Source organism: Agrobacterium sp. BT-220-3 (assembly GCF_025910175.1).
Lineage (GTDB): Bacteria > Pseudomonadota > Alphaproteobacteria > Rhizobiales > Rhizobiaceae > Agrobacterium > Agrobacterium oryzihabitans.
In genome coordinates this window covers 1,185,083-1,209,597 of sequence record NZ_JAPAIX010000001.1, presented here as the reverse complement: position 1 = coordinate 1,209,597, position 24,515 = coordinate 1,185,083, and the positions used below count along the sequence as shown (strand labels likewise).

At 57.8% G+C, this 24,515-nt stretch carries 26 protein-coding genes; 24 read left to right on the top strand and 2 right to left on the bottom strand.

Annotated elements, in window-relative coordinates; all coding sequences use genetic code 11:
- Nucleotides 1–9 precede the first annotated feature (9 nt).
- On the bottom strand, nucleotides 10–744 hold the full coding sequence (gene flgF, locus OK142_RS06110) for a flagellar basal-body rod protein FlgF (RefSeq protein ID WP_003493857.1): 735 nt from the start codon (nucleotides 742–744) through the stop codon (nucleotides 10–12).
- A gap of 1 nt (nucleotide 745) precedes the next feature.
- Entirely contained in the window at nucleotides 746–1,525 is a 780-nt protein-coding gene (locus OK142_RS06105) for a DUF1217 domain-containing protein (protein WP_137038569.1), read from the bottom strand.
- 185 nt (nucleotides 1,526–1,710) lie between these two features.
- On the opposite strand from OK142_RS06105, the gene motA reads away from it, so the two are divergent.
- The 24 genes from motA (at nucleotide 1,711) to OK142_RS05985 (ending at nucleotide 24,511) form a co-directional block, all read left to right on the top strand.
- Nucleotides 1,711–2,583, top strand: coding sequence for a flagellar motor stator protein MotA (gene motA / locus OK142_RS06100; protein WP_003493861.1), 873 nt, complete (start codon nucleotides 1,711–1,713; stop codon nucleotides 2,581–2,583).
- A complete protein-coding gene (locus OK142_RS06095; RefSeq protein ID WP_164056244.1) occupies nucleotides 2,580–3,539 on the top strand; it encodes a FliM/FliN family flagellar motor switch protein in 960 nt (319 codons plus the stop codon). Before motA ends, OK142_RS06095 begins: the two co-directional genes overlap by 4 nt.
- A 64-nt stretch (nucleotides 3,540–3,603) precedes the next feature.
- Nucleotides 3,604–4,143: a flagellar motor switch protein FliN gene (gene fliN, locus OK142_RS06090; RefSeq protein WP_035241597.1), complete on the top strand. Its 540-nt coding sequence runs from the start codon at nucleotides 3,604–3,606 to the stop codon at nucleotides 4,141–4,143.
- Between the two features lie 27 nt (nucleotides 4,144–4,170).
- Complete coding sequence (gene fliG / locus OK142_RS06085) at nucleotides 4,171–5,214, top strand: flagellar motor switch protein FliG (RefSeq protein ID WP_035241600.1); 1,044 nt, start codon at nucleotides 4,171–4,173, stop codon at nucleotides 5,212–5,214.
- A 125-nt stretch (nucleotides 5,215–5,339) separates the two neighbouring features.
- Complete coding sequence (flhB, locus tag OK142_RS06080) at nucleotides 5,340–6,422, top strand: flagellar biosynthesis protein FlhB (protein ID WP_082183722.1); 1,083 nt, start codon at nucleotides 5,340–5,342, stop codon at nucleotides 6,420–6,422.
- Nucleotides 6,423–6,427: 5 nt separating this feature from the next.
- Nucleotides 6,428–6,865 (top strand): BspJ family T4SS effector nucleomodulin, encoded by a 438-nt coding sequence (locus OK142_RS06075; protein ID WP_003493871.1) that lies wholly within the window; start codon nucleotides 6,428–6,430, stop codon nucleotides 6,863–6,865.
- A 306-nt stretch (nucleotides 6,866–7,171) separates the two neighbouring features.
- Nucleotides 7,172–8,464 (top strand): flagellin N-terminal helical domain-containing protein, encoded by a 1,293-nt coding sequence (locus tag OK142_RS06070; RefSeq protein ID WP_003493874.1) that lies wholly within the window; start codon nucleotides 7,172–7,174, stop codon nucleotides 8,462–8,464.
- Nucleotides 8,465–8,772: 308 nt separating this feature from the next.
- A complete protein-coding gene (locus OK142_RS06065) occupies nucleotides 8,773–9,423 on the top strand; it encodes a hypothetical protein (protein WP_003493878.1) in 651 nt (216 codons plus the stop codon).
- Entirely contained in the window at nucleotides 9,420–10,706 is a 1,287-nt protein-coding gene (locus OK142_RS06060) for a MotB family protein (protein WP_137037111.1), read from the top strand. The genes OK142_RS06065 and OK142_RS06060 overlap by 4 nt, the downstream gene beginning before the upstream one ends.
- Nucleotides 10,703–11,977 carry a chemotaxis protein MotC gene (gene motC / locus OK142_RS06055; protein WP_498681620.1) on the top strand — a complete coding sequence of 425 codons (1,275 nt, stop codon included), beginning with the start codon at nucleotides 10,703–10,705 and terminating at the stop codon, nucleotides 11,975–11,977. Before OK142_RS06060 ends, motC begins: the two co-directional genes overlap by 4 nt.
- Nucleotides 11,974–13,329, top strand: coding sequence for a flagellar hook-length control protein FliK (fliK, locus tag OK142_RS06050; RefSeq protein ID WP_498681617.1), 1,356 nt, complete (start codon nucleotides 11,974–11,976; stop codon nucleotides 13,327–13,329). The genes motC and fliK overlap by 4 nt, the downstream gene beginning before the upstream one ends.
- Nucleotides 13,277–13,843: a lytic transglycosylase domain-containing protein gene (locus OK142_RS06045; RefSeq protein ID WP_035241606.1), complete on the top strand. Its 567-nt coding sequence runs from the start codon at nucleotides 13,277–13,279 to the stop codon at nucleotides 13,841–13,843. The genes fliK and OK142_RS06045 overlap by 53 nt, the downstream gene beginning before the upstream one ends.
- Before the next feature lie 281 nt (nucleotides 13,844–14,124).
- Nucleotides 14,125–14,796, top strand: coding sequence for a response regulator transcription factor (locus OK142_RS06040; protein ID WP_003493888.1), 672 nt, complete (start codon nucleotides 14,125–14,127; stop codon nucleotides 14,794–14,796).
- 104 nt (nucleotides 14,797–14,900) lie between these two features.
- Nucleotides 14,901–16,199: a flagellar hook protein FlgE gene (locus OK142_RS06035; protein ID WP_498681615.1), complete on the top strand. Its 1,299-nt coding sequence runs from the start codon at nucleotides 14,901–14,903 to the stop codon at nucleotides 16,197–16,199.
- A 22-nt stretch (nucleotides 16,200–16,221) separates the two neighbouring features.
- Entirely contained in the window at nucleotides 16,222–17,700 is a 1,479-nt protein-coding gene (gene flgK, locus OK142_RS06030) for a flagellar hook-associated protein FlgK (RefSeq protein ID WP_035241612.1), read from the top strand.
- Between the two features lie 3 nt (nucleotides 17,701–17,703).
- Nucleotides 17,704–18,807: a flagellar hook-associated family protein gene (locus OK142_RS06025; protein WP_003493895.1), complete on the top strand. Its 1,104-nt coding sequence runs from the start codon at nucleotides 17,704–17,706 to the stop codon at nucleotides 18,805–18,807.
- 34 nt (nucleotides 18,808–18,841) lie between these two features.
- On the top strand, nucleotides 18,842–19,186 hold the full coding sequence (gene flaF / locus OK142_RS06020; protein WP_003493897.1) for a flagellar biosynthesis regulator FlaF: 345 nt from the start codon (nucleotides 18,842–18,844) through the stop codon (nucleotides 19,184–19,186).
- Nucleotides 19,183–19,632, top strand: coding sequence for a flagellar biosynthesis repressor FlbT (flbT, locus tag OK142_RS06015; protein WP_003493899.1), 450 nt, complete (start codon nucleotides 19,183–19,185; stop codon nucleotides 19,630–19,632). Before flaF ends, flbT begins: the two co-directional genes overlap by 4 nt.
- Nucleotides 19,623–20,093 carry a flagellar hook assembly protein FlgD gene (gene flgD, locus OK142_RS06010; RefSeq protein ID WP_003493901.1) on the top strand — a complete coding sequence of 157 codons (471 nt, stop codon included), beginning with the start codon at nucleotides 19,623–19,625 and terminating at the stop codon, nucleotides 20,091–20,093. Before flbT ends, flgD begins: the two co-directional genes overlap by 10 nt.
- Before the next feature lie 47 nt (nucleotides 20,094–20,140).
- A complete protein-coding gene (fliQ, locus tag OK142_RS06005) occupies nucleotides 20,141–20,407 on the top strand; it encodes a flagellar biosynthesis protein FliQ (protein ID WP_003493903.1) in 267 nt (88 codons plus the stop codon).
- A 158-nt stretch (nucleotides 20,408–20,565) separates the two neighbouring features.
- Complete coding sequence (gene flhA / locus OK142_RS06000; protein ID WP_035241615.1) at nucleotides 20,566–22,653, top strand: flagellar biosynthesis protein FlhA; 2,088 nt, start codon at nucleotides 20,566–20,568, stop codon at nucleotides 22,651–22,653.
- Nucleotides 22,650–23,405 carry a flagellar biosynthetic protein FliR gene (fliR, locus tag OK142_RS05995; protein WP_003493910.1) on the top strand — a complete coding sequence of 252 codons (756 nt, stop codon included), beginning with the start codon at nucleotides 22,650–22,652 and terminating at the stop codon, nucleotides 23,403–23,405. The genes flhA and fliR overlap by 4 nt, the downstream gene beginning before the upstream one ends.
- A gap of 15 nt (nucleotides 23,406–23,420) precedes the next feature.
- The gene (locus tag OK142_RS05990; RefSeq protein WP_003493912.1) at nucleotides 23,421–23,840 is read left to right on the top strand and encodes a hypothetical protein; all 420 of its coding nucleotides are present in this window, start codon (nucleotides 23,421–23,423) and stop codon (nucleotides 23,838–23,840) included.
- A gap of 113 nt (nucleotides 23,841–23,953) precedes the next feature.
- The gene (locus OK142_RS05985) at nucleotides 23,954–24,511 is read left to right on the top strand and encodes a rod-binding protein (protein WP_003493914.1); all 558 of its coding nucleotides are present in this window, start codon (nucleotides 23,954–23,956) and stop codon (nucleotides 24,509–24,511) included.
- Nucleotides 24,512–24,515: the final 4 nt, after the last annotated feature.

The window sequence follows — 24,515 nt, the reverse complement described above, 5'->3', positions numbered from 1 at the left end:
CTCAGTTCCTCAACGCGCGCCGCCAAGCGTCTTGATCCCCTCGCCGAAGGTGGATTCGGTTTCGCGCATCATCGACGAAATGCTCTCAAAGGCCCGGTTGACCTGAATAAGCTGCGTCATCTGCGAAATGCCGTTGACGTTCGATTGTTCGAGATAACCCTGAACGACGCCAACCTCGTGGTCGTTCACAACAGGTGTCGGCTGGGCCACGGGCTTCACGCCGCTATTGGGATGACGCAGGAACCCCTGCGAGAAATCCGCCTGGAAGATGCCGAGCGTGGCGACGATGTTTTCATTCTGGCGAATGGCGCCATCGAGACCGACGGTGATCGGGCCGCCATTCGCATTGAGCTGGATGGGACCGCCGCCGGCATCGAGAACCGGATAACCGCTCGAAGAGATGAGCGCGCCGTCCGGGCGCATGGTGAAGCGGCCGTCGCGTGTCAATATCTGGCCATCGGGCGTATCCAGCGAGAACCAGGCATCGCCCTTGATGGCGAAATCGAAGGAATTGCCGGTCTGTTCGAAGGCGCCCTGACGGGTCGAGAGATAGTCGTTGCCCTGCGAAACGAACGCCACCTTGGCATTCATGTCATTGTGGTTCTTGGCGACCATTTCGTCGAATTTCACTTCGGAGCCGCGAAAGCCGACCGTGTTCACATTCGCCATATTGTCGGAAATGGTGGTGAGACGGCGCTCCAGCGCGATCTGCGAGGACAGGGCGACGTATAGTCCGGATTGCATATCATTTGCCTCCGAGTTTCAGGGAGTTGATGGAGATCAGCAGATCAGGGGAAATACCGTAGCCGCTGGAGGAGCCGAAAACGGCCAGGGGATCATAGGTCGTCGAGGGGTTTTGCATTTCCCACATGATGGTGAAACGCTCGAGCAGCTTGCCGACCTTTTCGGGATCCTGCAGATCCTTGATCTTGATGGTTTTTTCGATGAGGGCAGCCTGTTTCTCGACATCCGCTGCGGCAAATTCGTCGGGCAGGTTGTAGGCGGTGCGGAAAACCTGCGCGAGCGCGTCATCGGCCAGAAAGTCGAGACCCGATTTGATCGTCGGCGCCTTGCGTTCGAAATAAAGGGCAAGGCGGACGCCGTTATTGTCGTCGCCCGCTTCCTGTTCAAGCGTTTGGCGGGTGTATTTGGTAATGATGCCGGACTTGGCCGCGTCAACCGAAGTCGCCGCCGCGCCAAGCCCTGCAAAATCCAGCGATTTTGCAAAATCCGCATAACGGCTGTCGGAAAGCTTGTTGGCGAAAGCGTTCTTGTCGGTCGTGCCTTCCGTCAACACCTTGCGGATGAAGGCTTTCGCATAGGCCATGTCCTCGAGGCCGTGGGCTTTCAGCGCATAATTGTAAAGACGGGTATCGGCCATGAAATCGTCGATGGATTTCACATCGCCGATCTTTGCCCGGTAATATTCGGTCTCGCGCGCCACATCGGGCTGCTTCGACACGCGCTCAAGCGACTTGCCGATGTCCTGACTGATCAGTCTGTAGCTGGTGTAGGTGGAAGTCACTGAACCGCCGCTCTCGTTTGATCCCGATCTCAAGGCGCACGTCCGCCTTTGTCGGGATAATGCCGCAGGTTGCTTGCGCGAAACTGGCTGCCGGGGAAGCGTGAAAGAGGCCTCGCGGACAGGTTCACGCAAGCCACATTTTCTAGAGATGGCGGCATGGAACACTGTTCGGGCGTGGTCGATCAATGAATATTGTAATTGGACTTATAATCACCTTCGGCTGCATCATCGGCGGCTACATGGCGATGGGCGGCCATCTGGACGTGCTTGTGCAGCCGTTCGAACTGGTGATCATCGGCGGGGCGGGTCTCGGCGGTTTCATCATGGCGAACCCGATGAAGGTCGTGAAGGATTCGGGCAAGGCGCTCGGCGAGGCCTTCAAGCACTCGGTGCCGAAGGAGCGCAACTATCTCGACGTGCTCGGCGTGCTTTATTCGCTGATGCGCGATCTGCGCACGAAATCGCGCAACGAGATCGAAGCGCATATCGACAATCCCGAGGAATCCTCGATCTTCCAGAGCGCACCCTCGGTCCTGAAGAACAAGGAGCTGACGTCGTTCATCTGCGACTACGTTCGCCTGATCATCATCGGCAACGCCCGCAGCCACGAAATCGAAGCGTTGATGGATGAGGAAATCGAAACCATCCTCAACGACAAGCTGAAGCCGTATCACGCGATCACCACCATGGGCGATTCCTTCCCCGCCATCGGTATCGTCGCGGCGGTTCTCGGCGTCATCAAGGCCATGGGCAAGATCAACGAATCGCCTGAAGTTCTGGGCGGCCTCATCGGCGCGGCCCTGGTCGGCACCATGCTCGGTATCATCCTGTCCTATTCGATCTGCAACCCGCTCGCTTCGCAGGTGAAGATCGTCCGCACCAAGCAGCACCGCCTCTACATCATCGTCAAGCAGACGCTGATTGCCTACATGAACGGCTCGGTGCCGCAGGTCGCGCTTGAATACGGCCGCAAGACCATCTCCAACTATGAGCGGCCGTCCATCGATGCCGTCGAGCAGGAGATGATGAATCCCGGCGGCGAAAACAAGGCGGCATGATCATGGCAAAAGCTGCAGCGCAGAAAGCCCCGGCCATCGACACCGCCCTGCTCGCGAAACTCACGGGAGGGCTTTCCGACCGCAAGACGATTGCGAAGATCGGTTCGGATATCGGCCATCTCTACGGCGAATTCCTGCCGGACATCTTCCACAGCGAAACGGGCATCGCGATAGACGTCGAATATATCGGCTCCGAATCGGGGCTGATGACGGATCTCATCGCCAATGCCGGCCAGAATGTCTCGGTCGCCGATTGTTCCTTGCGCAACTGGTGCCCCAATTTCATGATGACTGTCGGCAACGGCTTCGTCATTGCGCTCATGGAACGCATGCTCGGCGCGGCCCCCGAAACGATCGGCGAGCCGGACGAGCGCAGCCTGTCCCATATCGAACTCGACCTTGCAGCCATGGTTCTCGGCCGTATCGCCGGTGTCCTGCGCTCCGGCGTCAACGCACCGGGCGGCTTTGAGGCGACAATCGATCCGCCTTTTAACGCCAACGGAAAAAGCGCCTTCGAGGAAATGATCGCCGGCCTTTACGGCGTAACCATCCGCATGAAGATCGATATCGGCAAGGTCTCGTCGGAATTCTCTCTCATCGTGCCGCAGCGTCCGCTGCTCAAGACCTCCATCGTCGCTCCCAAGGCTTCGGCCCAGGCGCTGAAGAAGCAGGAGGAATGGATGGAGATGATTTCGCAGCAGGTGAAGAGATCGCAGGTAACGCTTGAGGCGCGCATCAAGCTCGAAACGCTGACCCTGCGGACGATCTCCCGATTGGTGGCCGGCGATGTCATTCCGTTTCAGGATCTGAAGCAGGACGATATCGGCGTCGAGGTCAGCGCCAACGGCTCCAAGCTTTATAATTGCGAATTCGGCAAGTCCGGCGACCGCTACATGGTTCGGGTGAAGAACAATGTCAGCACGGACGACGAGATTCTGCGACATTTGATGGGTTAAATCCTGCCCGCCCTCTTGGGGTTTTGGGCAGGCTGACGCAAGTTTCAAAGGGAATAATCAGCGCATGGCTACGAAGAAAACACCTGTGACCGATGACGCGGCGCTGCCGTCGCTTGAAGATGGCGGCGACATCGATCAGGCTATCGGCGATCTGCGTGGCGTCCTCAAGACGGATGCGGAAGGTTCGCTGTCCGATTTTGGCGACTTCGGCGATTTCGGAAGCGTGGACGATGCTTCTGCGGAGAACGACCTTTCCGCCTTTGGTGGCGGAGCGGCCGATTTTGCGATGGACGATTTCGCCGCCGCCCCGCAGGTCGCGGGCGTAAGGGCGCCGCTCGGCAGCGGATTGTCCGACAATATGGACCTGATCATGGATATCCCGATCGATGTCCAGATCGTTCTCGGCACCAGCCGGATGCTGGTTTCGGGTCTGATGAGCCTTGAAGAAGGTGCGACGATTGCGCTTGACCGCAAGATCGGCGAGCCGGTGGAAATCATGGTGAATGGCCGCCGTATTGCGCGCGGTGAAATAACAGTACTTGAAGACGACGATACGCGCTTCGGCGTAAAATTGATTGAAGTAATGAGTACGAGAAAAGCCTGATCCCTGTGGGGACGGAGAGGAAAGACCATGATGGACTTTGAGGATTTCGGTAACCCCCTGGCAGGGAAGCCGTTGTCTCAGACTGACAAGGCGGCCGCGGTGCTTCTTGCCATGGGCAAGGGCGTCGCCGGCAAGCTGCTGAAGTTTTTCACGCAGCACGAATTGCAGATGATCATTTCCTCGGCCCAGACCCTGCGTGTCATTCCCCCAGACGAACTCGCCCAGATCGTGGCGGAATTCGAAGACCTGTTCACGGAAGGAACGGGTCTGATGGACAATGCCAAGGCAATCGAAAGCATTCTCGAAGAAGGCCTGACACCGGAAGAGGTGGACAGCCTTCTTGGCCGTCGCGCCGCCTTCCAGGCTTATGAGGCGTCGATCTGGGACCGCCTGCAGGAAGCGGAGCCGGAATTCGTCGGCAAGTTCCTGCTGCGCGAGCACCCCCAGACCATCGCCTATATCCTCTCCATGCTGCCTTCCTCCTTCGGTGCCAAGGTTCTTCTTACCATTCCTGAAGAACAGCGTGCAGACATCATGAACCGCACGGTGAACATGAAGGAAGTCAGCCCCACGGCTGCGCAGATCATCGAGAAGCGCGTGGTCAACCTCATCAACGAAATCGAGGCCGAGCGGAATGCGGGTGGTTCGACAAAGGTTGCCGATCTGATGAACGAGCTGGAAAAGCCGCAGGTGGACACGTTGCTCAGCTCGCTCGAAACGCTCAGCAAGGAAGCCGCCAACAAGGTCAAGCCGAAGCTCTTCCTCTTCGACGACCTTATGTTCATGCCGCAGCGCAGCCGCGTTCTGCTCCTCAACGATGTTTCGGCGGATGTTCTGACCATGGCCCTGCGCGGCGCCACGATGGAAATCAAGGAATGTGTCCTGTCCAGCATCAGCCCGCGCCAGCGCCGCATGATCGAATCGGATCTTGCGGTACCGCAGGCCTCGCTCAACACCCGCGAAGTGGCGATCGCGCGCCGCGCCGTGGCGCAGGAAGCCATCCGGCTGGCCAATTCAGGCCAGATCCAGCTAAAGGATGTGTCCGCAGACGAACAATCTGCGGCGGCCTGAGCGGAAGCCGGTTGATAACCCGCCCTTACGCCAGGGCCGGCCATTGCGACGGTCGGCCGCGGGCGTTAGTTTCGGGATGACGGCCTGCCGGGATCGGCGGGCCTTTTTCATTCCGGGAACGTGCCTTGGCAGACGATCAGGACAAGGACAGTAAAACAGAAGACCCGACGGAGAAAAAACTCCGTGATGCGGCAGAGAAGGGCAACCTTCCCTTTTCGCGCGAAGTGCCGATCTTTGCCTCGTCGCTCGCCTTTTATTGTTACCTGGTTTTCTTTCTGCCCGATGGCGCCGGCCGCATCGGCGTGACGCTCAAAGACCTGTTCGGCCAACCTGAGCAATGGGACCTCAGCACCCGGCCGGATGCCCTGTCGCTGCTTTATTTTCTCGGCACGTCGATGGCTTATCTGCTGATGCCGGCCATGATCATGTTCATCGTCTTCGGCCTTGCCTCGTCGTTTTTCCAGAACCTGCCGTCACCGGTGCTCGAAAGGGTGCGTCCGCAATGGTCGCGCATCTCGCCGGCGAAGGGGTTCACACGTATCTACAGCAAGCAGGGTTTCGTTGAATTCGGCAAATCGCTGTTCAAGATATTGATCGTTTCGGTGATCATGTTCCTCTCCCTGCGCAGCGATTTCTACGGTCTCATCGACCTGATGTTTTCCGATCCGCAGGTGATTTTCGTCAAGGTTGTCGAGATCGTCAAAAAAATGATGGTCGTGATCCTGCTTTCGACCGCGCTGCTTGCCGCAGTCGACCTCTTGTGGACGCGACATCACTGGTTCAGCCAGCTGAAAATGACGAAGCATGAGGTGAAGGAAGAATACAAACAGTCGCAGGGCGATCCCGTCGTCAAATCCCGCCAGCGCTCGATTGCCCGCGATCGCGCCCGCCGCCGTATGATCAATAATGTGCCGCGCGCGACGCTTGTCATCGCAAACCCGACACACTTTGCGGTGGCGCTGCGATATGTCCGGGAAGAAAGCGACGCGCCCATCGTCGTCGCCAAGGGCCAAGACCTTATCGCATTGAAAATCCGCGAGATTGCGGAAGAAAACAATATCCCCGTTTTTGAAGATCCGCCCCTCGCACGCTCCATGTTTGCGCAAGTCTCGATCGATAGTGTGATTCCACCAGCTTTTTACAAGGCTGTGGCTGAGCTCGTTCATCGGGTTTACGCCATGAAGTCATCGAAAATACGGGTTCAATAAAACCAATGAAAAAATCCGCCTATTCTGAACAGCGGGAAATGATCGTCGCAGAGGCGATCAACCCGATCGCCACCGAACTACGCCTGCTAGACCCGGCCGACCTGATTTCGCTGCTCAGATTCGAGTGCAATGGCAGCATCGCTGACCTCGTCTCGTCTGCCGCGGAACTTTATTATCATCCCGGTACGATCAATTTCGGTGCGGGTGGCGAATATAAGCTCGAATGGGAAGGGGCGCCGGAGATCGTTCTTGATCTGGAGATCAAGCCGAAGGGCGTCACGATCTATGCGCGCCTCATTCTGGCGAATGAACATGCGGCGGTCGAGATCAACCATGTTTCGTTTCAGAACCCTTCGGAAAACCCGGACGAAAATACCGAATTCCTGCGCCAGAGCCTGAGGGCCGCGCGATTCGTGCCAACCCGTCAGGGCGAAGCAGCCTGAACAAGGCTATCAAACATGTCATCGACTATCCGTCGCGCCTGCGAAAATCACTGGCGCGACGGCTTCTTTGCGGCACTTTTTTGCCCGAGCTTGCCTGAAGCCTGCCGGTTTATGCAAAACCGTTCTGTGAAGCAAAGGAACGCCTTGCAAATCAGCGTTGTTGTTTGTTACCTATCAAATTAACGATTTGTTAACGAACGACAGGTCGCGGTGGCCGGTTTCAGCCACTGCCGATGCGCATGATGCCCCTGCTCGTTTTCGGCGAAGCGCCGGATTTTTTCTTACATTTTGAATTGGGTGGAACCCATGACCAGTATTTTGACCAATGCGGCGGCAATGGCCGCGCTGCAAACCCTGCGTATGATTGACAAAAGTCTGGAAACCACGCAGGCGCGCGTGTCGTCCGGCTACCGTGTCGAAACCGCAGCGGACAATGCTGCCTACTGGTCTATCTCGACGACGATGCGCTCCGACAATGCAGCGCTTTCGGCGGTGCAGGATGCATTGGGTCTGGGGGCCGCGAAGGTCGATACGGCATACGACGCGCTTGAAAGCACGATCGAGGTCGTCAAGCAGATCAAGTCAAAGCTCGTCGCCGCCTATGGCGTCGGGGCTGACCGCGGCAAGATCCAGGATGAAATCAAGCAGCTTCAGGAGCAGCTGAAAAGCATCTCCGAATCGGCTTCCTTCTCCGGTGAAAACTGGCTGCAGGCCAGCATCAGCAACGGCGGCACACCTCCGGCCGAAGAGCCCATTACGAAAAAGGTCGTTGCATCCTTTACGCGTACGGGCTCGGGCAATGTCGGGGTCACGACGGTCGATTATGTGCTCGACGGCAGCACCGTCCTTTTCGACCTCAGTGGCGGAAAGCTCGGGATTCTCGATAAGAACGCTGTTTTTGTCGCCAAGACGGAGCATGAGGTCACTCAGAGTTCAACGACCGCCGGGAAGGTGACGGAGACGGGTTATGTCGTCCCGAAGCTCACCGATGCGCAAGTTGGCGCGCTGAATGCCACGACGGCGGATACAAATACCGATCCGAACGTCTATAGTGATGGAACCGATACTTACCTCCGCCTTGCGGAAAATGCCTGGGTCAAAGTAACGGCGACAGACCCATCGAGCGGTGGAACGGCCGTCGCTCCAGCCTATCGCGATACCGGTGGCAATGACTGGTTTTACGATACCAGCAGCGGTCAGACTTCAGTCGCTCGTTCCCTCGGTTTTTCCGTCTCCACTCTCGACCTCGGTAAGCTCGATATCGTCGCCGCAGCCATGGGCGGGTTTGCAGGCGCTGGCACGACCTATACCGACGCCGACGCCATCGACATGATGATGTCCTTCGTCGACAAGCAGCTTGAAGCGATGACCAGCACGGCTTCCAGCCTCGGATCGCTGCAGAGCCGCATCGACATGCAGGAAAACTTCGTATCCAGCCTGATGGACGTGATCGACAAGGGCATAGGCCGTCTCGTCGACGCGGATATGAACGAGGAATCCACCAGGCTGAAAGCGCTGCAGACGCAGCAGCAGCTGGGCATCCAGGCGCTCTCCATCGCTAACGCCAATGCGGAAAACATCCTCCAGCTCTTCAAATAATGGCTTCGGTGGGCGTGGGCGCGCGGATGATCGGGCGCATGCTTCCTGATCAAGGCCGCCTTCATCCTCGCACAAGTTTGAACGCCTAACGTCGGGGCAATATCGGGTGGATCGCATGGCGTGATCCGCCCGGAAATCACGGAAGAGACGGGCAGGGTAGCAAGGATGACGGTGGTGCCGCCAAACGGCTTAGAGCATTTCCAGGAAAAGTGGACACCGGTTTTCCGCCCGGAAATGCGACAGAACGCTCTGGATCGCAGGCAGCGAAACATGTCTTGCCCCTTTGGTCTGTTTTGCCGGGGGCGCGCATGAGCGCGTCCATTGCACGATACCTCAAGGATTTCGGTGACACGCAGCCCGCGGGGCTGGCGTTTGGCGATCCTCTGGCAGATGCCGAACAGGTTTCCGGTTTTGATGATCTTGCCGCCGGTTTCGATGAATTCGCGACTGTCGACGTGGAAAGTGAAAAACAGGCGGCCTATGCCCGTGGCCACGACGACGCCACCCGCGAAATAACCGAAAAGATGCAGGCTGAGCGGGAAGAACTTCTGGCGGCCCACAAGGCCGAGCTTGAAGACCTGCGTTCGGTCTATCTCGAAGAGACCGCCGTTTTCCTGTCCCGCCGTCTGCGCGATGGCATCGACGCGATCGCCGCTAATCTCAGCGAACAGACAGCCAATATCCTTGCGCCGCTTCTGACGGAAAAGCTGTCGGTCAAGGCGGTCTCGGCGCTGGCGGATGTGGCGCGGTCTTCCATGCCGGATGGCGAGGCGGTCACGATTGTCGTGAAAGGCCCGAAAGATTTGTTCGAGAAGCTGAAAACACAGCCGGGCTTTGAAGAAGAGACGATGAAATTTACCGAGACCACGGACATCGACCTTACCGTCGAGTTGGGTGAAAGCGTGTTCGTCACGCGCATGTCCGCCTGGGCATCCAGTCTTCGCAAGGTGATGAAATGAGTGAAGGCGAAAATCACCACCACGGCAAAAACGAGATCATCATCGTCAAGCGCCACAAGGGCGGGCACGATGGCGCCCATGGCGGCGCGTGGAAGATTGCCTATGCCGACTTCATGACGGCGATGATGGCGTTCTTCCTCGTCATGTGGCTGGTCAATGCCGCGAATGAGGAGACCAAGGCCTCGGTCGCCAGCTATTTCAATCCGATCAAGCTGTCCGACGAAAAACCCTCTTCAAAGGGGCTGGAAAAGCCGGCGGACAAGGAAGAGGGCGTCCAGAAGAAGGACCAGTCCAACATCCAGGCGGAAAAGACCACCAAAGGCTCCGCCGCGGCGACGGGCGAGGACCTGACCTCCCAGACCGGAGAGCAGTCGAACTTTTCGGAAGCCGACTTCTTCGAGAACCCCTATTCGGTGCTGGCGGAAATCGCCCAGCAGGTTGGGCAGCAGGCCAATGTCAGCGCCAAGGGCGAGGGCGGGGCAGCCGATTCCGGCCCGGCGACGGGCGCGAGCGGCGGCGAAGCTTACCGTGATCCTTTCGATCCCGATTTCTGGACGCAGCAGGTGAAGATCACCCGCGCCGACCAGCAGCAAAATCCGGTTGAGCCTCAGCAATCTGCCGAGAACAGGAAGGATACGGAAGCGAAGGATGGAAAAGCGATTGAAACTGTTCAATCGCAGACACCGGCCGACAAGGCGCAGGACGGCAAACCGATGGAGGTTGCCGCCGTTGTACCGCAGCAGCGTCCGGATGCCGCAGAGCAGGCAGCGCTCGCCAAACCCACCATGCCGGATCAGCAGCAAGCCAGCGAAGCCGAGTGGCAAAAGGCGGACACGCTGCGCGAAGAGATCGAAAAGCAGATATCGGGAATAACCGGCAAGCTCTCCGAAGGTCTGGTGGTGACACCCGCAGAAGGCGGATTGCTGCTCACCATTTCCGACCAGACGGAAACGCCGATGTTCAATGTCGGATCGGCCGTGCCCCGGGGCGAATTGGTTCTGGCCATGGAAAAGATCGGCAAATTGCTTCAGGAGCGGGGCGGCAGCGTGGTTATCCGCGGCCATACCGATGGACGGCAGTTCAAGGGCGGCGCCAATGACAACTGGCGGCTTTCCATGGATCGCGCGCACAGCGCCTATTACATGCTTGTGCGCGGTGGCCTTTCCGAAGAGCGGGTGAAGCAGGTCTCTGGTTTCGCTGACCGCAGATTGCAGGTGCCGGCTGATCCCCTGGCGGATGCGAACCGCCGTATTGAAATCCTGCTTGAGGCCGATCGGGGGTGAGTGTGACGAAATCCTCGAAACGCTGGCTTCTTCTTGCGGCGACGCTTTGCGGTCTCGGCTCCGAGCCGAGCAAGGCGTTTTCGCAATCGCAAGACAATCTCATGCCCTATGCCATGTTGCGTTCCCTGCAATTCGTGCAGGATTCGGTGGCCATGGGAGACCACTCCGCGACTGAGATGCAACGGTTCCTGCTCCAGACCATCGACGAGCGGCTGAAAAGCGCCCCCTCGGCGATCTTCAAGGATCCGCGCAATGTCGATGCGGCGCTTATCTATGCGATGAGCGGCGGCAATCCGGCCACGCTCGAATTGCTGGTCGCGCGCGATGTGGATGGTAATTTCGACAGCCGCGTTGCCGATATCCTGCGCAAATATCTCTCCGGCAAGGGAACGCTGGTCGCCCAGAGCATCGCCGCCATGGTGCCCGAATATCGCGGCACCCGGATTGGCGCCTATCTTGCATTGATCGGCGGTAACGTGACCATCCCGCGCGATCCGCTGGCTGCTCTTGGTTTTTATGACATTGCACGGCTGGAAGCGCCCGGCACCATCGTGGAAGAGGCCGCACTTCGCCGCTCGCTGGCGATTGCCGTCGAAGACGGCGATGCCGGACGCGGTGTCGAATATGCGCAGCGTTACGCGCGGCGGTTCCTGCATTCGCCCTATGCCAGCCAGTTCGCGGACCTCCTGGTTGCCTTGGTGGTCAAGCGCGCCGATTCCATCGGCGAAGAAACGGTGCAGGAAACATTCGCCATGATGGACGCGGAGAGGCAGAAGGAAGCCTATCTGCGTCTATCGCGCCTTGCGGCGATCAGTGGCAAGGATTCGCTGGCGCGTATGGCGGCACTGAAAGCGAAAGCATTGTCGCCCGCCATGCCGGATCAGCCGGAAGTCCAGGCAAATCTCTATGAAAGTCTCTCCAACATCGGCACGCCCGACGTGGTGAGCGCGATCGAAGCAATCGGACAAATTCCCGAAGCACAGCTTTCGGATCGCGACAGGGCCTTGCGAGATGCGGCAAGGGCAATCGCCGAACAGGTGGTTCGCCCTCCCTCCCTGCAGCCGGGCGCGGATGCCGGCGTTGCAGCAGGAGCGGGTGCGCACGATGCGCCGCCAAAAGAGGCGGGCAATGCCGAGGCGAAGAGCATATGGCGGGTTGAAACCCATAAGGTTGACGATGAGAGCGACAACGTCCGGCAGCTCGTAACGAGTGGCCGCAGCAAGCTCGATGAAATCGACAGCCTGTTGAAGAAAGGCGAGGGGGCACCATGATCGACGGAACCACTAACGCGATGGTGAATGCACCATATTCGGATCCACGCGCCGGCAGCGCCGGTGTGAGGGACGATGCTAAAAGCGGAAGCTTCGGCGATGCCCTCTCCACCGTCCGCGACGAGCGGCCGCCGCAGGCACCGCATTCGCGGCATCATGAAGCAGGATCGTCCGAGGAACAGCACGCACAGCCCGATGGCGACGCGGAGAAGACCGATACGCCGATCAAGCGGCCCGGGACCTTTCTGAATGTGATCGTCAAGAACCATTCCGGAGAGGGCCGTGGCCAAGAGGCGTTGGCCGATCTTGAGAACGCGGTCAAAAAAGCGCATGCATCGCCTGAAAACGGCAAGCCCGGCAAGAAGGTCAAGAACGAGACCGACAAGGACGGCGAGACGGCGGCGGATGCGATTGATCCGAAGCTTTCCGATATTGAAGCGGTGACGGCCAATGCCGGCAATATCGCCACTGCCAAGACGCCCCTTGAGGAAATCGCGCAGGCGATCGCCGGCAAGGCCGATCCGGTGAAATCCGACAGGCTCGAGACCGTCCGTGGCAAGGCTGAGCCTTCCAAGGACATGCCGACACGGGCCGAACTTGCCGGCAACGAGGCTGAATCCGGCTCGGACAGCGAAGGCGATGCTTCGGCATTCCGCTTCGCTTCTTCGCGTCCCGGCACGGCCCGCGCGCTCGATATCAGCACGGTTCAGCGTGAAGGCCGCGTCGAATTCGAAGCCCGGGAAAGCACCGGCAAGTCTGCTGAGACCATCACGGTTCTCGATTCACGACGCTTCATCGGCCTCGCGCCCTCGACCAATGCTTCCGCCCTGACCGGCCTGATCGCGAACGATCCCGAATGGGTCAGCGCCATGCAGCCCGGTTCGTCGCTCTCCAACGCGGCAGCCCAGAGCAGCACCGGCAAAGTCGTCCATACGCTGAAGCTGCATATGACGCCAATCGAGCTGGGATCGGTGACGATGTCGCTGCGTCTTGCCGGCGATGAGCTCGCGGTTCACATGACCGTGGAGAGCATGGCGGCCTATAAAAAGCTCCAGGAAGACAGCAAGAGCATCCTTGACGGGCTGAAGGCGCAGGGTCTGACGGTCGATAACATCACCATCAGCATCGCTTCTTCCGACAAGAGTGACCAAACGGGCACACAAGGCAACAATCAGCAAAATCAGCAGGCGCAGCAGCAGGGCCAGCAGGCCGCCGCAGGGCGCAACCGTGACGAGTCCGGCGCACGGGGCGGCCGTCAGGGCAATGGTGATAATTTGGGGGTACATAATGAAGGCATGGATGGCGCTCTCGGCTCTGGCCGTTCTTCTGCTGACAATGGCGTCTACCTCTGAAAACGCACAGGCTTCCGCAACGTCCGGCGCCTGCGAAAGGGAAATCCAGTCCGCTGCACGCAAATATGGTGTGCCGGAGGGAATTCTCTATTCCGTCGGTCTGACAGAGACGGGCCGCAAGGGGAAGCTGGACCCCAACGCCATGAATATCGAAGGAAAACCAGTATTTGCCGCATCCACGGAGGAGGCGCTGACCACTTTCGAGGCGGCAAAGCGTAACGGCGCCAAGCTGATCGACCTCGGATGCATGCAGATAAACCATTATTTTCACGGCGAAAACTTCACCTCCACGCGTGAAATGTTCGATCCGCGCCGTAATGTCGAATATGCCGCCATGTTCCTGCGCAATCTCCACAACAGGCATGAAACCTGGACCATGGCCGTTGCCCGCTACCATGCCGGCCCCAACAATGACCCGGCGCAGAAGAAATATGTCTGCCGGGTCATCGCCAACCTGGTGGCGACGGGCTATGGGAAATGGACTCCCAACGCGAAAAACTTCTGCGATGGCTAGCAATCTTTGGTTGCGTTAACCGCGCCGAGACTCGCAATCTGAAATGTGGCGAGAGATTGATCGAAAAAAGGCGCTTCAAGCGATTTTTTCGGAATTTTAAAATTTTTACACAAAAATTTTGTACCATATATGGTTAATAACCACTATATGTAGATCAAATCGGCACAAAATGGTTAATCAATTATTAATAACTATCGATGATTTCCTACAGTTGTCGCTGAATCCTCCGATTCGTACCAATGCCACATTGGAAAACACCACACTGATTCGGAGGCGGACGAATGATCGTAGTGGTTGATGAGCGCGAGCTCGTTAAAGACGGCTATACTTCTCTATTTGGGCGCGAGGGCATCCCCTCGACCGGTTTCGATCCGGTCGAATTCGGGGAGTGGGTCTCGACGGCGGCGGACAGCGATCTGGCGGCCGTGGAGGCCTTCCTGATCGGCCAGGGCGACCGGAGCTTCTCCTTGCCGAAAGCGATCAGGGATCGCACGACGGCACCGGTGATCGCGGTCAGTGACCAGCCCTCGCTGGAATCGACCTTGGCGCTGTTTGACAGCGGCGTTGACGATGTCGTGCGCAAGCCGGTTCACCCCCGTGAAATCCTGGCGCGTGCGGCGGCGATCCGTCGCCGGCTGCAGGTCATTTCGAACTTCACCGATGCGGGCCAGATCAGGGTTTTCTCTGACGGTCGCGATCCCGAAGTCGGCGGCGAAGTCTTCCCCTTGCCGCGCCGCGAGCGACGCATCCTCGAATATTTGATTGCCAATCGCGGACGTCGCGTTTCCAAGGCGCAGATTTTCAATGCGATCTACGGCATCTTCGATGATGACGTCGAAGAGAACGTCGTTGAAAGCCACATCAGCAAGCTGCGCAAGAAGCTGCGCAAGAAGCTCGGCTACGATCCTGTCGATTCCAAGCGTTTCCTTGGCTACAGCATTGATTGGCAATGATCTTCATTGACCCGCGTGGTCTTTTTCAAACGCGGTATTTCAGACAGCTTCACGCAAGCCAAACGCTTTACCTTCTCCCTGAAGATGACCACGAGGGTTTTTGAATGAGTATTTTCGGCACTATGCGAACCGGTGTGTCCGGCATGAATGCGCAGGCGAACAAGCTGGGCACCGTTGGCGACAACATCGCCAATGCGAGCACCACCGGCTACAAGCGCGCATCGACGTCGTTCTCCTCGCTCGTTCTGCCCTCCTCGTCGGGCAGCTACGCTTCTGGCGGTGTGCAGTCCAACGTTCGTTACAGCATTTCGGAACAGGGCAACCTGTCCTACACCACGTCGAGCACCGACCTTGCCATTCAGGGCAACGGCTTCTTCGTGGTTCAGGACGGCGCGGGCACGCCCTATCTCACAAGAGCGGGATCCTTCCAGAAGAACTCGGAAGGATATTTGCAGAATGCGGCAGGCTTCCTGCTGATGGGTTACCCCTATGGCGCCAACCCGCCGGCAGCCGTCGTCAACGGCTTTACCGGCCTTGAAGCCATCAACATCAATGATTTCGGCCTGACGGCATCTCCTTCCACGCAGGGCAGCTTCCCGGCCAACCTTAATCGCGACGAAGCAATTGTCGCTGTGGGATCACGTCCGAGCGACAACGTCGCGACGTCGACGATTGGTGCCAAGACCTCGCTCACGGCGTTCGACAGCGGTGGCGCCAAGGTTCTCTACGACTTCTATTACACGCGGATCGATAATGATGCTTCCGGCAATCCCCAATGGGAAGTGTCGGTCTATCGTCAGGATCAGTCAACCAATGGCGGGTTCCCATACACGGCAACTCCCCCCGCCACCGATCCCGTGAAGGCCACGGTTCAGCTGACGTTTGATCCGGCTACAAACAAGCTCACGACCACGTCGCCGAAGTCCATCACGATCAACGACAGCACCAGCGGTGTGGCGCAGGCGATCGAGATCGACTTGTCCCAGATGACGCAGTTCTCCTCGAAGTTCACACCTGGTACCGCTGTTCTGAACGGTAACGGTCCGAGCCAGATCAAGGACGTCGAAATCGGCAAGGATGGCCTGGTAACGGCAGTCTATCAGGATGGCGGCCGCCGCAACATCTACCAGCTGGCGCTGGCCACGGTGCCGAGCGTCGACAACCTCAGCCCGCAGAATGGCAACGTCTATCTGCCGAGCAACGAGTCTGGCGTTGTCACCATCGGTTTCGCGCAGACGGGTAGCTTCGGCTACATCCAGAAGGGCGCGCTTGAAGGGTCGAACGTCGACATCGCCAGCGAACTCACCGACATGATTGAATCCCAGCGTATCTACACAGCGAATTCGAAAGTCTTCCAGACCGGTTCGGATTTGATGGACGTCCTGATCAATCTGAAGAGATAAGAATTCTCACGAGGACAGATGAATGTCGCTCACGTCAGCAATGAATACTGCGCAGTCGATTTTCAATAATACAGGTAAGCAGACGGACGTTACCTCCAAAAACATTGCCAATGTCGGCAATGCGAACTACGTCAAGCGAACCGCCATTCTCGGCACGACCATGGCAGGAGCGAGTATCGTCTCCAATGGCCGTGCCCAGAATGAAAGTCTTCTCAGGCAGACCATCTCCAGCTCCTCGCTTGCTTCCGGTCAGAGCACCGTTCTGGCCGGCCTTGAGCAGATCAAGAGCCTTTTTGGCGGCAACGATTACGAGACCTCGCCGGCCACCTATATGAAGGAACTGCTGAAAAGCCTTGACGGTTATGCCGCCAAGCCGAGCGATGCCGCTCTTGCGGCGACGGCAGTGACTGCGGCCAGCGATGTTGCCAATTCCCTGAATACAGCATCTGCCGAACTGCAGGCCATGCGGCTTCGTGCCGACAAGGACATCTCCCTCCAGGTCGACAAGCTGAACGGTCTTCTTGCAAAATTCGAGGAAGCCAATAACGAGGTGAAGGCGCAGACCGCTATCGGTGGCGATCCGAGCGATGCTCTCGATCAGCGCGAGACCTTGCTGAAGGACATCTCAGCCATCATCGGCATCAATGTCGTCAACCGCGAAAACAACGATGTGGCGCTCTATACGACGGAAGGCGCGACACTGTTTGAGGTCGTGCCGCGCAAGGTGACCTTCAACGCGCAGCCCGGCTACGATGCGACCACCACCGGCAACGCGATTTATGTCGACGGCGTGGCCCTCAAGGCAGGCAGCGGCAGCAACACGACGGCGGCGGGTTCGCTTCAGGGTCTGATGCAAATTCGCGACGATCTGGCGCCAACCATGCAGAGCCAGCTCGATGAAATCGCGCGCGGCCTGATCACCATGTTCGCGGAAAAGCCGGCGGATGCGACAAGCGGCCTGCCTGACATGCCCGGTCTCTTCACCTACGGCTCGCCTGCGGCAACCACCATTCCGGCGGCGGGTGTTGTCTCGCCCGGGCTCGCCGCGAGCATTACCGTCAACCCGGCGTTAATTATTTCCAAAGGTGGCAACCCGGAATTGTTGCGTGACGGGGGCATCAACGGTACCGATTATGTGATCAATACTACTGCGACGGGCGGAACTGGCTTTTCCGCTTTGATACGCAGCTATGTGACCGCATTTGACGCGCCCATGAGCTTTGCCGCGTCGACACGTATCGATACGAATACCAGCATCCTGAAATACGGCACCAACTCCATGGGTTGGCTCGAACAGGAACGCTCCGGTGCAACGTCGGCAAACGAGGCGAAGAGCGCGCTCTATGAGCGCTCCGCCACCTCCTATTCCAACAACACCGCCGTCAGCCTGGATGAGGAGCTTTCGCTGCTCATGGATATCGAGCAATCCTACAAGGCGGCGACGAAGCTGGTGACCACCATCGATGAAATGCTCAAGTCGCTGATGGATATGGTGAGGTAACAGATGAAAACGTCCTTCATTTCATCGCTGGCGATGCAGAACAGCATGCGCAGCACCATCCTCAAGGCCCAGCTGGAGATGACCAATCTCAACACTGAGCTCACGACCGGCAAGCATGCGGATATCGGTGCCACGCTCGGTGCCAACACCGCCCGCAGTCTCGATCTCAATCGCGATATCGATCGTATTACTTCTCTGGTCAGCGTCAATTCCATTGCCACCCAGCGCCTCAAATCGTCACAGACGGCACTTGATGGCATGGCCAAGGCTGCGCAGGAAATCCAGAAGGTTCTCGTTCCCAATACCAGCAGCGAAGCGCCGACACTGACGACGGTCGCCAAAACCATCTCGAACGCCTTCAACAACTTCACAAGCTTCGCCAATACGGCGGTCAATGGCGAGTTTTTGTTCTCCGGCATCAATACGGATGTGAAGCCGGTCGACGACTACTTCGCCGAAGGGTCGACATTGAAGGCAGCCTATGAGGTGGAGCTGAACGCGTTCATGGCGGCGCAGACGCCGCCGGTTGGCAATGTCGAGAGCTTGTCGAAAGATCAGGCTACGGCATTCATGAGCCACATCGAAGGTGTATTCAACGGCACCACGACCGTGACGAACCCGCCACACGCCGATCTGACGGCCGGCCAGAACTACGATTTCTGGACGACCTATGGTTCCAAGGCGAGCGACACGAACATGACGAGCCGCATCAGCCAGAATGAAGTTGTCGAGACATCGACCAACAGCAATTCCCAGGGCATGCGTTATTTTGCAATGACGGCCATGACTGCGATGACATTCCTTGACGAAAAGGTCAGCAGCGACGTCCGCGAAATGGTGGCGACCAAGTCTGTGACCAATATCGGCACTGCGATTAGTGGTTTGAACCAGCAGCAGAGCCAGCTCGGCCTCTCTGAAAGCCGTGTTTCGAAAGCCAACGATTCACTGGCGGCGCAGAAGAAGATCATCGAAACGCATCTGCTGGATATCGAGGGGATCGATACTTACGAGGCGAAGACCCGCCTTGATCTGCTGCAGCAGCAGATTGAAATCGCATACAGTCTCACGTCGCGTCTGCAAAAAATGAGTCTGGTTAACTACCTCTGATGAACAGGGGTGGCGGCAGATAAAGGATACATGAATGTACCAGTTTTCCTACGCCGAAATCATGGAGGATGGTGTCGCCAACGCGAAGGATCGCGAGCGGCAGGCGTTGACAAAATCGATCGAACTTCTGGTGGAGGCAAAGGATTCTTCTTCGCAGCGCCATACGATCGAAGCGCTTTTTTACACTCGAAGGGTCTGGATCCGCTTCATTGAGGACCTCAAGCAACCCGATAACCAGCTGGCCATGGAACTCAGAGCCAATCTGATCTCGATCGCGATCTGGATATTGAAAGAGTGCGAACTGATCCGGAAACGTCAGTCGACGAATTTCCAGGGCATTATTGACGTGACAACCATCATCAGGGATGGACTGAAATGAAAAGTACACTTCGAATTTCGCTGAAATCGGGCGAAAAGATTTTCATCAACGGGGCGGTTTTGCGTGTGGATCGCAAGGTGGCGCTCGAATTCCTGAACGATGTCACGTTCTTGCTCGAAAACCACGTTCTGCAGCCGGAACAGGCGACCACGCCGCTGAGGCAGCTCTATTTCATCGCGCAGATGATCCTCATCAATCCGGAAGGGCGCGAACAGTCGACGAACATGTTCCGCAAGTCCGTAAGCATGTTGCTGAATTGCTTCCAGCACGATGAGGTCCTGGCCGAACTCAAGCGGATCGACGGGCTGGTTGCCTCTGGCAAGGCTTTCGAGGCGCTGAAGGCCATTCGCGGGCTCTATCCGCTCGAGGAAAAGATCCTCAACAATCAGGAAATGACCCCTGCAACCATCGAACACATTCGCAAGGAGATAGCACCATGGCGGTAGATGCAGTCAGTTCGGCAGCGTCAAATCCCTGGGCCAATGCAGGGGCGAGCAGCACCGACGGAAACGCGGCATCGCTCAACTACGACAGCTTCCTGAAGCTCCTCATCGCCCAGATGAAGAACCAGGATCCGACCAGCCCGATGGATGCCGGCCAGCAGATGTCGCAGCTGGCAAGCTTCTCGCAGGTCGAGCAGACGATCAAGACCAACAGCCATTTGAAGAGCATGCTGCAGGCCGAAGCCCTGACGCGCGCTTCCGATCTGGTCGGCAAGACGGTCAAGAGCGCCGACGACAAGGTCACCGGTGTGGTGAAGGAAGTCGAAGTCTATTCGGATGGCATTGTCGCCATCACCGAAGCTGGTGACAAAGTGCTGCTGCAGGCTGGTGTGACCTTCTCGAACGGCCCGATCGCGACTACACCTGATAGCGATGGCGATTCGGATAAATCAGCCGGTTCGTGATATAAAAGGGCGGTATGATGCCGCCCTTCTGAATAAAGGATGCGACGATGAACGAGGCCGATGCGCTTGATATCATGCAGGCTGCAGTCTGGACGGTTCTCGTCGCGGCCGGTCCGGCCGTTCTGGCCGCCATGATCGTCGGCGTCGTCATCGCCTTCATCCAGGCCCTGACCCAGGTTCAGGAAATGACGCTGACCTTCGTCCCCAAGATCGTCACGATCATGCTCGTTCTCGGCGTCGCCGCCCCTTTCGTGGGCGCGCAGATCGCCCTTTTTTCCAATCTCGTCTTCTCGCGCATCCAGTCCGGTTTCTGACCGCTACCGGCGTCACATGCCATCCTCGCGCAAGCTTCGGTAGCTAGTGATAGGCTGAAGCATCGGACCGAAATGCGTGGAAATCCTCGGAGCCCGGTGCCGCGAACCGTGCGGCGGCTTTTCCGTCGCCCTTCTCATGAAGAGACAGGACGATTTTTATGGCGCAACCACCAGTCATCTCCTTGCCCAAAGTAACGCCGAGCATGCGCGATGTCGGTTTCGCATTGGGTATCGTGGCGATCCTTTGCGTTCTGTTCCTGCCCATTCCGGTCATTCTGGTGGATATCGGGCTTGCGTTTTCGATCGCCCTTTCGGTTCTCATCCTCATGGTGGCGCTCTGGATCCAGCGTCCACTGGATTTCTCGTCTTTCCCGACCGTGCTGCTGATCGCAACCATGATCCGTCTGTCGCTGAACATCGCGACGACGCGCGTCATCCTTTCGCATGGCAACGAGGGTCCGACGGCTGCGGGCGGGGTGATCGCCGGTTTCTCCAGCCTCGTCATGTCCGGCGACTTCGTGATCGGTCTGATCGTCTTCATGATCCTGATCACCGTCAACTTCATCGTCATCACCAAGGGTGCGACGCGTATCGCCGAAGTTGGCGCGCGTTTCACACTGGACGCCATCCCCGGCAAGCAGATGTCGATCGATGCGGATCTGTCCGCCGGCATCATCGATGAAAAGGAAGCCCAGCGCCGCCGCCGCGAACTGGAAGAAGAAAGCTCCTTCTTCGGTTCGATGGACGGTGCCTCGAAATTCGTGCGCGGCGACGCGATCGCCGGTCTGATCATCACCGCGATCAATGTTTTCGGCGGCATCATCATTGGTTATTTCCGCCATGGCATGCCGATCGGCGAGGCTGCCGATGTTTTCGTCAAGCTTTCGGTCGGCGACGGTATCGTCTCGCAGATCCCGGCCCTCATCGTGTCTCTGGCGGCAGGCCTTCTGGTGTCGCGCGGCGGCACCGCCGGCTCAACCGATCAGGCGGTCGTGAACCAGCTGAGCGGATACCCACGAGCGCTGATGGTTTCTGCCATGCTGATGGGCCTGCTGGCAATTATCCCGGGTCTGCCCTTCCTGCCCTTCATCATGCTGGGCGGCATCATGGCCTTCGGCAGCTGGTATATTCCGCGTCAGGCGGAGGCAGAGAGCGCGCTCCTCCGTCAGGAAGAGGCGGATAAGGTTCTCCAGACCACCGAAGCGGAAAAGGATTCGGTCAAGCAGGTCCTCAAGACATCCGAAATCGAACTGGCCCTCGGCAAGCAGGTTTCGACCCGCCTTCTCGGCGCGCATCAGGAGCTGGCTTTCCGTGTCGGCAAGATGCGCAAGAAATTCGCAAGCCAATACGGCTTCGTCGTGCCGGAAATCAAAGTCTCCGACGACATCATGATACCGGAGAAAGCCTACCAGATCCGCGTGCATGGCACGACCATCGCTTCGAGCAACCTGCGTGTCGGCGATGTTCTGGTGGTCACCGGGGCAGGGCGCAAGCCGAGCATTCCGGGCGATGAAATCCGCGAGCCCGCCTTCGGCATGCCGGCCGTCTCCATTCTCGAGACCTTCACCGAGGATTTGAAGCGGGAAGGCTTCCACCCGATCGACAATGTTTCGGTGGTGCTGACGCATCTGAGCGAGGTCATCCGCAACAATCTTCCGCAATTGCTGTCCTACAAGGACGTCAAGATCCTCATCGACAGGCTGGATCCGGAATACAAGAAGCTGGCCGATGAAATCTGCTCGTCGCATATGTCCTATTCCGGCCTGCAGGCCGTTCTGAAGCTGCTGCTCGCTGAGCGCGTGTCGATCCGCAACCTGCATCTCATTCTGGAAGCGGTTGCCGAGCTTGCCCCGCATGTGCGCAAGACCGAGCAGATCGTCGAGCATGTGCGCGTTCGCATGTCGCAGCAGCTCTGCGGCGATCTTGCCGACAACGGCGTGCTGCGCGTTCTTCGCCTCGGCAACAAATGGGACATGGTCTTCCATCAGGCGCTCAAGCGCGACCAGAAGGGCGAAATCGTCGAATTCGACATCGATCCCCGCCATCTCGAGGAGTTCTCCGAGGAGGCGTCGAAAGTTATCCGTGAATTCATGGACCGCGGACTGCCCTTTGTTCTTGTAACCTCGCCGGAAACACGGTCCTATGTGCGCATGATTATCGAGCGACTCTTTGCGACCCTGCCGGTTCTTTCGCATGTGGAACTTGCCAAGGGGCTGGAGATCAAGATTCTGGGCGCCATTTCATGATAACCGACCCGCAAGGGACAATTATCGCATTGTTCCTTGCCATCTGCCGCATCGGCGCCTGTTTCATGACGATGCCGGGCTTTTCCAGTTCGCGCATTTCGCCGCAGATACGCATGTTGCTGTGTGTCGCGGTGTCCATGGCGCTTCTGCCGGTGCTTTGGGACACGATCTATCCGAAAGTTTCCGGCTCAAGCCAGGGCACCGTCGTCGGCCTCATCTTCACGGAAATCCTCATCGGCGCCATGTACGGCCTGATCGCGCGGTTTTATACGCTCGGCTTCCAGTTCACAGGCGCGCTCATCGGCGCGTCCATCGGACTTAGTGCCCCGGGCGGCGCGGATGTCATCGAAGACGTGCAGGAAAACCAGATATCGAACTTCATCACCTTCGGCGGTCTTCTGGTGTTGTTCATGCTGGATTTCCATCACATCGTCCTGAAGGCTCTGGTCGATTCCTACACTGCAACGCCGGTGGGTGCGCTCATCAGCGGCCAGAAGATGCTGATTACGCTCACCGACACGCTGCGGGCGACCTTCTCGATCATGCTGCGGCTTGCCAGCCCCTTTGTGATCTACGGCCTGATGTTCAACGTTGCGGTCGGTCTCATCAACAAGCTGGCGCCGCAGATACCGGTCTTTTTCATCTCGACGCCCTTCGTTCTGGCGGGCGGTCTTTTCATGCTCTATTTGTCGATTGCGGCCCTCATCCGCCAGTTCGTGGATGGTTTCGGCCCGGTCTTCATCGGCTTCTGATCTGGAGATCACTTCATGGCCTCGGACAAGCGCTCGGCAAAACTCAAGCGTCTGGTAACAGTCCAGCGGCACATGGAAAAAATGGCCGAGGTGGAACTGGCAGACACCACCCGGGTGCGCACCGAGGTCAGCCAGTCCATGGACAATGTGCTGGAAGCGATGAGTTCGATGGAACCGGTGCATCAGATGTTTTCCAAGCATTATTCGGATCGTTACGGCCGCCTCGTCGTGAAGGACCGCCAGCTTGCCGGCGTGCAGCAATTGCAGGAAAACAAGGTCCTCAAGGAAAAGACCAAGGCCGACCGGCTTGAGGACAGAATGCATCTTGCCCGCGATCTGGAAGATCGCGAGGCGGACGACAATGCAATCTATGATCTACTTGAAATGACGAACGCATCCCGGACACCAGCCTCCAGCAAGGTTGGCGATTCATAATCTGTCCCATTGTTGCATCGCAGGCGTTTCGAAAGAGGTCTCCGGCGATGTTTCTTGATTGAGTAAACGTGCAGGCTGCTCGCCGCGCGTTTATCAGCTCGGGAGATCGGGACGTGGCGATATCGATTATAAGCGATCTGGTGATGGATGTTGTTCGCGCTGCGGACCCCCAGGAAGTGCAGGTCGCCCAGGAAAAACTGAAGGCGAACAAGGCGGCTTTCGCGGCAACGAGCCTTGCCGATGCGGGCAAGGGCTTTGGCGCCGCCGTCGATATGCTGGATGGCGCCTCCTCGAAGGCGGGCCTTGGTGATACCAACATCCGCTCGGCTCGCACGGAAATTCCTGAAACATACCGCAAATACGAGGCTTCCGTCCTCCAGACCTTCGTTGCCAACATGCTGCCGAAAGACAGCGAAGAGGTTTATGGCAAAGGCAATGCCGGTGAGATCTGGAAAAGCATGATGGCGGAACAGTTCGCCGACACGATTTCCAGAAATGGCGGCGTCGGTATTGCGGAACAGGCTTACAAGGATGCGTTGCGGAAAGCCGAAAGCAAGGGGATTACCGACGTATCCATGAATGAAAAAGACCACAATGCTGCAATTCGGATGGTGGCGGAGTTCGAGCGGCAGGTCCTCGGCGTTTCCAATGAGAAAACGGACGAGGCTTGAAAAT